The organism is Corynebacterium atrinae, from assembly GCF_030408455.1.
In the GTDB taxonomy this organism is placed as follows: Bacteria; Actinomycetota; Actinomycetes; order Mycobacteriales; family Mycobacteriaceae; genus Corynebacterium; species Corynebacterium atrinae.
Genome location: NZ_CP046977.1, coordinates 292,764 through 306,866 on the forward strand (window position 1 = coordinate 292,764; position 14,103 = coordinate 306,866).

Genomic DNA, 14,103 nt, shown 5'->3' on the forward strand with positions numbered 1-14,103 from the left:
CATGGGTAATTCACTCGTTGTTATCGGCGCCGGGCACGTCGGCAGCTACGTCCTGGCCGACGCCGCCTCCTCCGGGCTCTTTCGCGACATCGCCGTCATCGACGTTGACGAGGGGGTCGCCCACGGCGAGGCGCTAGACCAGCATCACGCGACGGCGCTGCTCAGCCGCACTAACACCCGGATCCACGCCGGGACGTATGCGGATTGCGCGGGCGCGGACGTCATCATCAATTGCGGCGGGGCCCTCGATCATCCCCGATCCCGATAGTCCCGACGGCCCGCCCGACCGCACCCTGCTCACCGAGCATAATTCGCAGGTCATCCGCCAGGTGATGGGGGACATCGCGGCGGTGACCACGGAGCCGGTGGTCATTATCATCACCAATCCGGTGGATACCCTCGCGTACATCGCGGCCACGGAATTCGGCTTCGCGGACGGCCGGGTCTTTGGCACGGGCACGATGCTCGATTCGGCCCGCATGCGCCGGCTCATCGCGGACCGCCACGGCATTGACCCCAGCTCAGTCACGGGGGTCATGCTCGGCGAACACGGCCTTTCGGCGGTCCCGGCGCTCAGCCAGGTCAACGTGTCCGGCATGCCACCGGAGGAGCTCGGCCTCGGCGAGCCCTATCAACTCGGAGAGCTGGCCGAGGCCGTCGTCTCCTCCGCCTACGAGGTCTTCAACGCCAAAGGGTGGACGAATGCGGGCGTCGCCCAATCCGCCGTCCTGCTGACCCGCGCCGTGCTGCTCGACGAACGCAGCGTATACCCCGTCACCCTGCCCCTGACCGGCCAGTACGGGCTTTCCGACGTCGCCCTGTCCCTGCCCTGCGTCATCGGTGCGGGTGGAGTGCGCACGCGATTGGCCCCGCGGATCACCGCCGAGGAGCAGACGCTGGTGGCAGCGTCTGCCTCGACGATCCGCGAGGCCATGGCGAGAGCGGGCTGTTAGACCCTCGGGTACACCCCGTCCTCGCCCAGACGGGCATTTTCGTCGAGCAGCAAGGCGATCTCGGCTTCGTGCTCACCCACGGTCGGGAGGCGACGGCCCTCCACCTGGGTAAACAGTTCCGCACGACCGATCATGCCGGCCTCGAAGTGCTGCGCTCCGGCGCGGAGACGGGTGGTGGCGTGTTCGCGCCAGGCCGCGACGTCGCCGCCAGAGCGCGCGAGGGCGGCCTCGAACACTGCCGGGTGCGCGAGCACCACGACGGCACCGACGTGGCCGAAGCCCAGGGACGTGAGGACACCAGCCTTGACGGCACCTTCACCGAGTGCGAGCGGGGAGCGCAACCACACTAGCGGGCGGGCCTTCGGGGCGATGAGCGGATCGACGCAATCCAGGGCCGCGTTGGCCGGCAGGCTGCCGGTGCGCAGGATGTCCACCAGTCCACCCATCTGGAAGAGCGCCGCGCCAGCCTTCGCGTGACCGGTGAGCGACTTCTGCGAGACGACGAACAGCGGGTTGCCTTCCGTGCGGCCCACGGCCTCCCACAGGCGGGAATGCAGCTCCGACTCGTTCGGGTCGTTGGCGTTGGTGGAGGTGTCGTGCTTGGACACCACCCGCACATCATCCGGGGTCAGACCCAGCGAGCGCAGGGAGCGTGCCAGGCGGGAGTTCTCGCGGCCACGGGCGGCACCCAGGGCGCCGAGGCCCGGGGCCGGGATCGACGTGTGAGCGCCATCGCCATAGGAGGCGGCATGGGCCACCACGGCGAGGACCGGCAGGCCCAGCTCCGCGGCGACGGACGCCCGGGCCAGCAGCACCGTGCCACCGCCCTCGGCCTCGAGGAAGCCGCCGCGGCGGCGGTCGTTGGCCCGGGAGATGAAGCGGTCGCTAATACCCTTCGCCGTCATGGCGGCGGTCTCGGCGGTGGCGTTCATGTCGCCGAAGCCGGTGAGGGATTCGACCTGAACGTCGTCGATGCCACCGGCGACCACGAAGTCAGCCTTGCCCAGCGCGATCTTGTCCACGCCCTCCTCAATAGAGACGGCGGCGGTAGCGCAGGCGGCGACCGGGTGGATCATCGAGCCGTAGCCACCCACGAGCGACTGCATGACGTGCGCGGCCACGACGTTGGGCAGTGCCTCCTGCAGGATGTCGGAGGGGCGCTCCTGCCCGAGGAACCGGGACACGAACACCTTGTGCAGGGACTCCATGCCACCGATGCCGGTGCCCTGGGTCGACGCCACGTCACCCGGGTGGACGGCGCGCAGCAGCTCGGCGGGGGTGAACCCGGCGGAAATGAACGCGTCGATGGCGGTGACGAGGTTCCACACCGCAATGCGGTCCAGACCTTCGATCATGGAGGCGGGGATGCCCCAGCGTGCCGGGTCGAAGCCCTCCGGCATCTGACCGGCGACGGAGCGGGTCAGGGTGGCCTTGCGGGGGACGCGTGCGGTGGCACCCTTGACGCGGGTGACGGTCCACTCGCCGTCGATAAGCGCGACGCGCGTCTTGTCGGGATCGGCGGTTTCAATGTCGCGGGCCTCGGCCTCGGAGGGGACGGTGAAGGTGATGTCCTTGTCCAGGAAGACCTCGGTGACGTCGATGGACCCGCCATCGGTGAGGAAGTACTTATCGCTCAGGCGGCGGATGCCGGAACGGGCGACAACCTCGTCGCGGAAGCGCTCGTAGACCTCGTCCTCGGGGACTTCGGCGCCGGAGGCGTCGTACCAGCCCGGGCGGGGATCCTCGGCCCAGGAGATGAGGCCGGTCATCCACGCCAGTTCCAGGACTCCGGCGGCGGTGAGGTCGACGCTGCCGTCGCGCTGGATGCCGTATTCGGCCTGCGCGCGGGTGCGGCCCGAGCCCCAGGAGGAGACCTCGCCGAGGCCGACCATGACGATCATGTCGTCGAGGTCGCGGGTGACCTCGCCGACGGTAACCTCACCCGGCTGGGTGGGATGAGCGGCGTTGGGCAGGGCGTTGATGGTGGTGTCGGCCTCGGCATCGGTGCCCAGGACTGCGGACTCGGCATCGGCGCGGGCGGCCTCCGCCAGGGCGGACATGGACACTGCGGAGGAACCGAGCCCGCCGGTGAGGTCGGCCTCGATGGGGGCCTGCGCGGCCTGCTGTTTCGCCTCGGGGGAGGCGAGGTCGAGCAGCTCGGAGGAGATCTCCTCGGGCGACCACACGTGAATACCGGCCTTCTCGGCGGCGGGGACGAGGACGTCATTGCCGCCCATGAGCGAGGTGCCGGACACCCAGCCGATCTTCGCCTGGGCGAGGGTGACACCCTCAGGCCAGCCAGCTTCGGCGGACCACTTGGCCAGGATGGCATCGAGAGCGGCCTTGACCTCGCCGTAGGCTCCGTCGCCGCCGAACATGCCTCGGTTGGGGGAGCCGGGCAGGACGACGTGGCAGCGGGTATCCGGGAAGCCGGGGTCGTTCTGCGCCAGCTGGGAGAGCCCGGCGATGGTGCGCTCGAGGCTCCACAGCAGGAGGCGGGTTTGGTTCTCGGCGGCCGCGCCCGCGTCGGCGAGGGAACCGGAGACGCTCGGGGCGGCGAAGGGGAACGCCAGGGTCGGCGTGAGCGCCGGCTTGAGGATCTTCACCTCGTTGCCCACGGATTCGCGCTGCTCGTTGCCGATCCACTCGATGAGCGCATCGACGTCGCGGTAGCTGGAGAGGTTCGCGGGCACCAACCACAGGGCCGCGTCCACGGAGGCGTGGCGGGCGAAGAGCTGGCGCGCGAATTCCTTGCGCGCTTGGCTGACGTTGGAGGCCGTCATGATGACGGTCGCGCCGCCGGCCAACAGGCCCTCGACGAGGGCAGCGGCGATCGACCCGGGCGCCGCGCCGGTCACCAGGGCAACCTCGCCCAGGTAGCGCTGTTCCGGCTTATCGACGGCCGCGCGAGCAATCTCGCGCAGCAGCGCCGGGTCGGCGCCGCCGTTGGCGGCCCACCAGGTGGCCTGCTCCGCAATGACCTCACCGGTTCCCGCGAAGCGGGCGGGGGTGAGCGCGAGTTCGCCCAGGGCGACCCGGGCGAGGTCCTCGCGGGCGGATGCCCAGCGGTCGTCGAAAAGCACGGCGCGGGTGGCGTCGAAGGTGGGGGTGACGGTCTTGAGCCAGCCGGCGCCGAGCTCGGCTTCGACGGTGTCGAGGAGCGTGGTGTCGGAGACAGCCACCTCGGCGACCTCGTCGATAATGCCCAACTGATTCAGGGTGGTGCGAGCCAGCGCGGCGAGGATGCCCTCGGGGCCGGTCACCGAGTCGGCGTAGGCGTTGAGCGCGGCCGAGTCGACGACGGAGCCAGCGCCCCCACCGGAGCCACCGGCGCTCAGCGACACGGAGACGCCGTGGGTGGCGGCGACGGCCTGGACGGCGGCGTCGATAAGCGCATCAACCTCCGCCTTCGACGATGCGGACGTGGGGATGGTGGACAGGGAGCCGCCGCGAACGGAGTCGCCCTCACGGGAGCCGAGGAGGATCTCCGCCTCAACGTGGCCAACCCAGCCGGCGGGTAGACCCCACGTGCCGGTGACGCGCTCGGCGACGTGGGCGGGCTTGTAACCGGAGGCGCCGGTGAGCTGGCGCAGGCGGGCGGTGACGGCCTCGCCCAGGACGGTGCCGAAGGGGGCGTAGCCGGGGGCGGCGGTGCGCACGCGCTCACGCAGGGTGGTCACGTCGGCATCGGCCGCGCCATCGATGGCCGGAACACCCAGCTCGGCGGACATGTCCATGAGCAGCTGGTTGCGGCGCGAGGACACGCCGTTGGTCAGCTCCTCGACGGTGTCGGACCCGTTGATCTGATCCGGGCGGATCTTGTTCTGGAAGGCGAAGAGCACCATGATGGCCTCGCCGGCACTGAACGGCAGGTCGGGGGCATCCTGTGCGCTGCCACCACTGGCCACGGAGGCCGGGGCTGGTGCAGCGGCTGCTTGCTCGGGGGCGCTCTCCACCGGCGCAGTCTCCACAGTTTCCTCGGCGACTTCTTCCACCGCCGGGGGCTGCTGCACGTCATTGAGCATGACGGCATCTTGGTCGCGTTCCACGTTGAACACCGGGCGATGAGAGCCCAGGATGTCCATCGTGCGGGAGGCGAGGTTGGTCAGCGTCGGGGAGGCGGCGAGGCCGACCTCGATGATCTGCTCGACCTCGCTGATGAGCAGGGCCTGGGTCTCGATCCAACGCACCGGGGAGGCGAACTGCCAGCTCAGCAGCTCAATGAGCAAATCGCGGGCGAGGGTCTGCTCATCCGCGATTGCCACGTCGATGCCCTGGAGGCGCTCGGACGGGACGACCTCAAGGATGGAGTCGACGAAGGACTGCGTCAGCTCGAAGGGGCGGGCGACGAGGTTGGGCACGTAGCGGCCGATGAGCGCGTCCAGGTCCACGGTGGTAGGCAGCAGCTCGTCGAGCTTGGCGGCGAAGGCCGGGACACCCGGGCGCAGGACCCGAGAGTGGAAGGGCACATCGATGCCCGGCACCGTGACATAAGCGCGGGGGGTGATCGAGTTGGCGTGCTCGGACAGTGCCGCCAGGCCCTTGATCGTGCCGGCGATGGAGTATTGCTGGCCAGCGATGTTGTAGTTGACGATCTCGAGGTATTCGCCGGTCTCCGCGGCGACCCCGGCGAGGTAATCCTCCACGTCCTCGGCGGCGACGCCGATCATGTTGGGGCGCAAGGCACCCATGCCGTAGTTGGAGCGTCCCGCCTCGTCGCGGGGGACCAGGCCGTGCATGGCAGAGCCGCGCGAGTAGACGATATCGATGACGTCTTCCAGGGCGAAGATGTTGGCCAGGGAGGCCAGGGCGGTGTACTCGCCGAGCGAGTGTCCGGCGTACATCGCATCGGAGCCGATGGCGTTGTTCTCCCGCAGGCGTTCGGTCTGCGCGTAGGCGACGACGGCGAGCGCGACCTGGGTGAACTGGGTGAGGTTGAGCACGCCCTTCGGGTGGCGGAAGGTCGTCCCGCGCACGTTCAGCACCGTGGGGTTGTCATCGACGATGTGGCGGATGGAGAAGCCCAGGGTGGCGCGGGTGTGCTGATCGGCTCGACGCCACACCTCGCGGGCGGCGGGGGAGGAGTCGCGGTCGCCGCGGCCCATGCCAGCGGCCTGGATGCCCTGGCCGGGGTAGACGTAGGCAGTGCGGGGCTGAGCCAGGAGAGCCTGACCGCGGGAGACGACCTCGCCGTCGATCCGGCAGGTGACTTCGAGGGCACGGTGAATGCCCTTGCGGCCGACGCGCTCGACGGTGATCTCGACGGCATCATCGAGCTGGACCATGCCGAACATGGAGTAGGTCCAGCCGACGACGCGGCCGTGGCGGCCCGCGAGGTGCTGGGCAGTAGCCGAGAGCCACATGCCGTGGACCAGCGGGGCCTCCAGGCCGACGAGCCCGGCGGCGTTGGTGGAGGTGTGGATCGGGTTGTAATCGCCCGAGACCAGCGCGAAGGGGGTCATGTCGGAAGGAGCGTGGACGATGGCGCGGTCGACGAAGGAGCGGGCCGTGGCCTCGACCTTGGTGGCGGACTTCCCGCCGCCCCACTCGGGGGCGGGCACGGGCATGTCGGTGCCGTTGGCGCGGCCGCGGATGGCGAAGCGCTGCATCTGCGTGGCCACGATCTCGCCCTCGGAGTAGAGGGTGAGTTCGACGGTGACGATGCGCCCGGAGGCGGATTCCGCGATGGAGGCGCAGCGGGATTCGACGTCGATGCGGCGGCCGTCGGCAAGCTCCTCGAGCGGGACGCGCAGGTCAATAACGTGGTCGAGGTGGACGGCATTGAGCAGGCCCTCGATGACGGGGTAGCCATCGGCGAGGCGGCCGGTGCCCAGCGCGGCGTAAATGGCGGGCCAGCAGGGGCCGACGAGAGCATCGGGAGTGCCGGCCGCGACGGAGCCGAGCGCGGCGCCACTGACCGCCGAGTGGGCGGGCAGCAGGGAGGCCGGCAGGGTAAAGGAGTAATGAATGGTGCCATCTGCATCGGCGACGGGGAGATCGGTGATCTCATCGCCGGTCTCGGAGGTGGAACCGACCCCGGCGACACCGGCGAGCAGGTCAAACACGGCCTTCGGCAGGCGTTCGTCGGAGACGACGGGGCTCGCACCGGTGGCGGTGGAGGACGGCAGGTCGAGGGGGATATCGACGTGCTCGACGTAGAAGGGGCGCTGCTCGGCGGGCAGCTCATCCCAATAAGAATCGGAGTGGACGCGGATGACCCAGCCTTCGTCGGTATCCACGAGCTCGGTGGCGCTGTCCGGCAACACGTGGGCAGGGTTGTCGATGAGGTGGCCGTGCCACTGGATGGTGGGGGCGGCGCGGAGGAACTCCGCGGCGTCCGCGGCTTCCGCCAAGCGGGAGAAGCGGGCGGTGGGGGTGACGGCGGCGTCGATAAGCGACGTGGTGCAGTCCGCTTCGAAGCGGGCCAGCAACTCGGCGACGGGCTCGTCGACGCGCTTGATACCGGCGACGGACACGGGGCCGGGGATGACGCGGACGGCCTCGGCCGGGTAGCGCTCGTCCTGGGCCTGCCACAGGGAATCCAGGCCGAACCAGGTCTTCAGATCGCCGTCGATGGCAGTCACCCACGGCATGGGCTTGTGGTGCTTGCGGTTGAGGCCGACGAACCACGCGGCATCGCGCGGGGTGACGGTCAGCTCCACTGCCTGCGGATATGCCGCCACGAGCTTATCCACGCAGCCCTGGGCGTCCTCGCAATCGTCAATGCTGTCGAACAACGTGGGGATCTCGCCGTGATCGACCGGGTGCAGGCGAGCCTCGACGCGGTGGAGCAGATCGAGGAAACGATCCGGCCAGGTCGGGTCCTTCCACGGGAAGGCCAGGTCGACAAAGCGCTGCAGCCACTGGGCATACGTCATCGTATCGACGTCGCCGAAGTACGGCTTGGAGGTCTTGTTCAGCGCCGCGATGAGCTCATCGCGGTGTTCGGCGTACTCCTCGATGTCGAGGGAGGTGATGAGGCGAGAGGCGGCGGCGAAATCGTTGTCCACCTCGTGCATGTCGGCGAGCAGATGCGACTGCCCGGAGGTGACGCCACCGGCGCACTGGAGGCGGCCGACCCACCCCTTGTTGTCGTCCGGGCTGATGCCGGGGGTGTTGACGAGGAGCTGCTTGACCTGCGGCGTCGTCGTTGCTTCCTTGGTGGCCATGGCGACGGTGCCGAGGATGACGGCGTCGACCGGCATCGACGGCAGGCCGTAACCGTGCGCCCAGGAACCGGTGAGGTACTCGGTGGCGCGCTCCGGGGAGTGGATGCCGCCGCCGACGGCGAGGTAGGCGTTGGGGCGCTGGCGGACCTCCGCGTAGGTGTCCACGAGCATGTCGCCCAGGTCGACCCAGGAGTGGTGCCCGCCGGAGTGGCCGTCTTCGACCTGGATGATGATGTCCGTGTTCGGGTTCGCATCGGCGATGGCCAGGGCATCACGAATCTGCTTCGAGGTGCCCGGCTTGAAGGACACGTAGGGGAAGCCGTCATCGTGCAGCTGCGCGATGAGCTCGGTGGCCTCCTCCACCTCCGGGATGCCCGCGGAAACGGTGACACCATTGATCGCCGCACCGGCGGCCCGGGCTTTGGACACGATACGGGTGACGCCGAACTGCAGGTTCCACATGTAGCGATCGAAGAACATGGAGTTGAACTGCGCGGAACGGCCCGGCTCGAGCTGCTCGACCAGCCCGTCCTTGTTCCGGTTGAACACCTCCTCCGAGTACTGGCCGCCGCCGCCCATCTCGGCCCAGAAGCCGGCGTTGGCGGCCGCGGCGACGATGCCCGGGTCCACGGTGGTCGGCGTCATGCCGCCGAGCATGACCGGGGATAGGCCGGTGAGGGTGGAAAAGCGCGTCTGCGTGACGGTCTCGCCGGTGGGCAAGGTGATCAGTCGCGGCGCGAAGTCGGAGTAGTCGGCCGCAGTGGGCAGCGTCGCTCCCGGAGTGCCCAGGAGGTCACGCTCGGCCGGGGTGGTGGCGGGCACGATGGCAATGCCGGAACCGGCCAGCAACTTGGCGGTGATGGTGGACAGGGAACGGTCGAGGCTCAGGACCTCGGTGACACCCTTGGCTCGCAGGCTGGCGACCTCATTGGGCCAGTCGTGCGGCTGCACGAGGATGGCATCAGCCAGCTCCTGCGGGGTGGTATCTCCCAGGTCAAGCCCACATTCCTTCGCCCAGGCGGCGGCGCGGTCGGCGGCGGCCTGCATGGCGGAGTGGTGGAAGAACCCGGCTACGGGCAGTTCGTCGAAACGCGGGGTGATCTCGTCGCCGCCGCGCTCGCGAGCCGCGAGGCTGGAGTTAGCTTCATCGACAGCGGCGCTGATCTCACGCTGGGCGGCGGCCAGCTGCTCCGGAGTCCCGGTGAGGACGAAGTGGCGCGGGCCGTTGGTCACGGCCAGCTCCGCGCCGGCCGCATGCTTCTCGACGACCGCGCGGTCCACCCCCCGCACACTCAGCATGCGGGGGCGGTGGTCACTCGACCCGACTTCCTGGCTCGCGGCGGTGCCCAGCAGGAGCGCGAAGGCGAGAGCGTGCTCGGGGTGGCGTGCGGCGACGACGCCGAGGCTGCCCTGTGAATGACCCACAAGCTCGACCTGGTCGAGGTCGAGGCCCAACTCCTTGAGCTGGTCCAGGGCGATGATTTGGCCCAACACGATGCCCGGAACGGACACCGCCGGGTAGGCATCGAGCTCGCTCGGCTCCGGCGGAGTGTCGGAGGTGGCCAGGTGCTGCGCCAGTTCTTCGAGCCGGGCGAATGCGCCGGGCACGGTGGAGGCGATCTGCCGGGCAACGGGTCCGGTGAGCGCGCGGGCACTCATGAGGAGGCTGGTAAGGCGGCCTTCGTAGTGCGCGTGGCTGAGAGCGAGTTGCCAGTTGGAGCCCTGTCCCGCAAACAAGACCGCGGGCTGACGCAGGGAGAGCAGGGGTGTCAAAGACATGTAGATGGACCTCTCGTGGGGAATAGTTACCTATCCGTAACTTACGAGTTAGTAACCTACGCTTGCGTTGGTTTCTGGTCTACGTCCGGGGCGGGAGGGTAGTTAGATTTGGGGGCCTAACCTGCGGGATCTGGTGTCTGTGATTCCTGACACTTCGTGGTGTGGGGGCGGGGCTTGCCTTTGAGTGCGCTCACACCTCTACCGTGGGGAGCATGAGAGACAAGCGGGTCCTGGAACACGCACTCCGGCTGGCCATCGATCCGCCGGGAGGCGTCAACCTTGACGCGCTACAGGGCCTAACGCGCCCCGATGGGTCAGCGGCCTGGAGCATTGCAGAGACCGCCGATCATCTCGGTGTCAGTGCCCACACTCTCCGTTATTACGAGCGAGCGGGCCTGGTGTCCATCCCGAGGGATCGCGCCGGACACCGCCGCTTCGACGCCGCGACTGTGCGCCGCCTGGTGTTCCTGACCAGGATGCGCACCTCGGGCATGAGCATCCGGGATCTCACGCGCTACGTCGAGCTTGTCGATGCCGGCGAGGGCACCATTCCCGACCGCGTCCGCTTGCTGCGTCAGCACCGAGACACCCTCCGCGACCAGATCGCCCAGCTACAACTCGCCTTGGCCGCCACGGAATTCAAACTCGCCACCTACGAGGAAGGCCCCCAGCCATGACCACGCCCCAGCACGACATCGACTCCATCGACTCCGCTGACAACCTCGCCCGCCGCCGGAAAGGTCTCGACGTACTCTCCCGCATCGATGGACACCTCGGGGATGCCGTCATCGATTCCCTGGCCGACATCAGCCCCGCCCTCGGCCACCACATCGCGGCCTTTGCCTTCGGTGACATCTACGACCGCCCGGGCCTCGACCCCCGCAGTCGTCAGCTCGTGACCCTGGGCGTGCTCACTGCCCTCGGCGGATGCGAACCACAACTGCGCGTTCACATTGGGGCCGCCCTCAACGTCGGCATCGGCCGCGAAGAGATCGTCGAGGCGCTCCTCCACGCCGCCGTCTATGCAGGCTTTCCCCGCGCCCTCAACGCCACCTTCGTCGCCCGGGAGGTCTTCGCGGAACGAGACAACCCCACTGCCGACTAGTGCGGGCAGTGGGGTTGGGGCGTGCGCCTACCGAGGCGCGTTAGCGGTTCAGCAGCTTCAGCAGATCCTGCTGGACCTCGCGGCGGCGAATCTTGCCCAGCTGGTCGCGGGCCAGATCCTCGAAGTGATAGAAGGTGCGCGGGACCTTGTAGCGCGTGAGGCGCTCGCGGGCGAAGTCCTTGAGGCCCTCCGGGTCCAGGGCGGCACCTTCGCTGAGGGTGACACAAGCGACGACATCCTCGGAGCCATCGGCGCGGGGACGACCGACGACCGCCAGATCGATAATGTCGGGGTGCTCGCGCATGGCCTCCTCCACCTCAATGGGGTAGACGTTGAAGCCACCGGTGATGATGACTTCCTTGATGCGGGCAACGAGGCGGATGAAGCCGTCCTCTTCCATCACTCCCACGTCACCGGTGCGGTACCACCCATCGTGGAAGCTGGCTTCGGTGGCTTCCGGCTGGTTGAGGTAGCCGGAAAAGACCTGCGGACCCTTGACTAGGATCTCGCCCTCGGTGCCATCAGGCTGAGTCTCGTCGAGGTTCTCGGGGTTGGCGATCCGGATCTCCGTGTCCGGGAAGGGGATACCCACATAGCCCGGGCGGCGGTTCTTGTTCATCGGGTTACCGACGATGATCGGGGACGTCTCGGTGAGGCCGTAGCCCTCGACGAGCAGGCCGCCGGTGAGGCGCTCCCACTTCTCCACCGTGGACACCGGCAGGGTCGCGGCGCCACAGAAGGAATTGCGAACGCCGGTGATGCTGATGTCCTCGGCCTCGGCGGCCTCGACGATCTTCTCGTAGAGCGTCGGCACACCCGGCACCCAGGTCGGGGTGTGCTTCTTCATCACGTCCATGATCAACGGCACCCTGGGTGCCGGGAGCAGGACCATTTCGCCGCCGACGTAGAAGGCGAGGGTGCCCACCATGGTGAGGCCATAGGCGTGGAACATTGGCAGGGCAGCGAGCATCCGCTCGTCCTCTTCGCCGAGGCCCGGCACCCAGTTCTTACCTTGCAGGCAGTTGGCAAAGAGGTTGCCGTGCGAGAGCTGCGCTCCCTTCGGGGTGCCCGTCGTGCCGGAGGTGTAGAGGATGAGGGCAGTGGTGTCTTTGGTCACGCTCGGCTCTGAGACGATGTCCTCACCGTCGCCGCCGATGGCCGAACCAATAAGGGCCTCCCACGGCACCGTGTTGGGGGCAGGCGCCGTCAGCGCATCGCGGGATTCGCGGATCTTCTTCAGCGGCAGGCTCAGGGCCAACTGCTTGAACTTGGGCATCGCCTCGACCATGTTCACCGAGATGATGGTCTCCAGTGCGGTGCTTCCGCGCAGCTTCTCCAACGTCGGAGCAGCCTTGTCCCACGCGATGGCCACACGGGCACCATGGTCGGCGAAGGGTGCCTTGAGCTCATGCGCGGTGTAGAGAGGATTGTGCTCCACGACGGTCGCACCGAGCTTGAGCACCGCGTAGAACGCGGCGATGTGCTGCGGGCAGTTCGGGAGGATGATGGCAACTTTGTCGCCCGGGCGAACGCCAAAGGCGCGCAGGCCAGCGGCAGCGCGGCGGACCTGGCGATCGAGCTCCCCGTAGGTCTGGCTGCGGCCGAAGAACCAGGTGGCTGACTTGTCTGCGTTGAGCGCGAGATTGTTGTCGTAGACATCCAACAGGGTGGTGTCGTCGTACTCCAGCGAGTGGGGCGTCCACTCGTCGTAATACTTAAGCCAAGCCTTGTCCTCGTATGCCGACATAGAAAAGTTCCCTTCAATTGGTTATGAGGTGAAAACCAGTATAACGAGTGCCCTGCCACTCCTGTTGGGCCTCTACTATGAAGATCATGCGAGTTGCCATGATCTCCATGCACACCTCCCCGCTGCAGCAGCCCGGAGTGGGCGACGCGGGAGGCATGAACGTCTACGTCCTCAACACGGCCCTCCAGCTCGCGCGCCAGGGAGTCGAGGTAGATATCTTCACCCGGGCGACCCGCCCGAGCCAGGGGGAAATCGTCGAGGTCGCGCCGGGCCTGCGCGTTATCAACATCGTCGCCGGCCCCTACGACGGCCTAGCAAAAGAGGCCCTGCCCACCCAGCTAGCGGCGTTCGCGGGCGGCATCGTGCAGTTTAAAAAGTGTCACCCGGTCGAGTATGACCTCATCCATTCCCACTACTGGCTATCGGGCCAGGTCGGCTGGCTTCTCGCCGATCTGTGGGAGGTTCCGTTCGTGCACACCTCTCACACCCTGGCCGCCGTGAAGAATGCCCACCGGAGCGAAGATGATTCCCCGGAGTCAGAGGCCCGCCGCATCTGTGAGCAGCAGCTGGTGGACAACGCTGACTTCCTGGTGGTTAATACCCACGAGGAGACCAATGACCTCGTCGGCCATTATGACGCTAACCGCGAGCGAGTCGTTGTCGTCCCGCCCGGGACCGACACGGAGCTGTTCACCCCGGGAACCGAACGCAACACCGAGCTGTCCCGCCGCCAACTGGGCATCCCCCTCCACGCGCAAGTCATCGCCTTCGTCGGGCGTTTACAGCAGTTCAAAGGCCCCCAGGTGCTCATCCGGGCGGCCGCAGAGTTGATGAACCGCAACCCCGAGCGCAACCTGCGCGTCATCATCTGTGGTGGTGCCTCGGGGGCGTCGGCAAGCACCGAGATCTACGCCGACCTGGCGCGCGACCTCGGCATCGCTCGCCGCATCCGCTTCCTCGAGCCGCGCCCGCCCTCAGAGCTGGTGACCATCTACCAGGCGGCGGACATCGTCGCGGTCCCCAGCTACAACGAGTCCTTCGGCCTCGTCGCCATGGAGGCCCAAGCCTGCGGCACCCCGGTGGTCGCCGCCCGCGTCGGCGGCCTGCCCATCGCCGTCGCGGAGGGCGAGACCGGAGTGCTTGTCGACGGCCACGGGACAGAAGAATGGGCCGATGCCCTCGGCGCGCTCCTCGACGATGACGACACCCGGATGCGGATGGCCGAGGAAGCCGTCGCCCACGCCGCGAATTTCTCCTGGGCATCCACGGCGTCACAATTGGCGGCCGTCTACAACGAGGCCCTCAGCATCGATCACAGCGGCTGCTATCCGCGCCGCGCCGGAGCGTAAC

The 14,103-nt window shown here is 68.0% G+C and carries 5 protein-coding genes and 1 pseudogene; 4 read left to right on the plus strand and 2 right to left on the minus strand.

The window, feature by feature from the left end:
• The first annotated feature begins 1 nt into the window (after position 1).
• Positions 2-953, plus strand: a pseudogene (locus tag CATRI_RS01505) (lactate/malate family dehydrogenase).
• Here the strand turns inward: CATRI_RS01505 and CATRI_RS01510 are convergent.
• Entirely contained in the window at positions 950-9,901 is an 8,952-nt protein-coding gene (locus CATRI_RS01510) for a type I polyketide synthase (protein ID WP_290219053.1), read from the minus strand. The pseudogene CATRI_RS01505 and the gene CATRI_RS01510 overlap by 4 nt on opposite strands.
• Positions 9,902-10,113: 212 nt before the next feature.
• Between CATRI_RS01510 and CATRI_RS01515 the strand changes: the two genes are divergently transcribed.
• Positions 10,114-10,578, plus strand: a complete 465-nt coding sequence (locus CATRI_RS01515) for a MerR family transcriptional regulator (RefSeq protein WP_290219055.1) — start codon at positions 10,114-10,116, stop codon at positions 10,576-10,578.
• Positions 10,575-11,006 carry a carboxymuconolactone decarboxylase family protein gene (locus CATRI_RS01520; RefSeq protein WP_290219058.1) on the plus strand — a complete coding sequence of 144 codons (432 nt, stop codon included), beginning with the start codon at positions 10,575-10,577 and terminating at the stop codon, positions 11,004-11,006. The genes CATRI_RS01515 and CATRI_RS01520 overlap by 4 nt, the downstream gene beginning before the upstream one ends.
• A 40-nt stretch (positions 11,007-11,046) precedes the next feature.
• On the opposite strand, the gene CATRI_RS01525 is transcribed toward CATRI_RS01520, so the two are convergent.
• A complete protein-coding gene (locus CATRI_RS01525; protein WP_290219061.1) occupies positions 11,047-12,753 on the minus strand; it encodes a long-chain-fatty-acid--CoA ligase in 1,707 nt (568 codons plus the stop codon).
• An 86-nt stretch (positions 12,754-12,839) separates the two neighbouring features.
• Here CATRI_RS01525 and mshA point away from each other — a divergent pair, with 86 nt between their 5' ends.
• Positions 12,840-14,102: a D-inositol-3-phosphate glycosyltransferase gene (mshA, locus tag CATRI_RS01530; RefSeq protein ID WP_290219063.1), complete on the plus strand. Its 1,263-nt coding sequence runs from the start codon at positions 12,840-12,842 to the stop codon at positions 14,100-14,102.
• The last annotated feature ends 1 nt before the right edge of the window (position 14,103 follow it).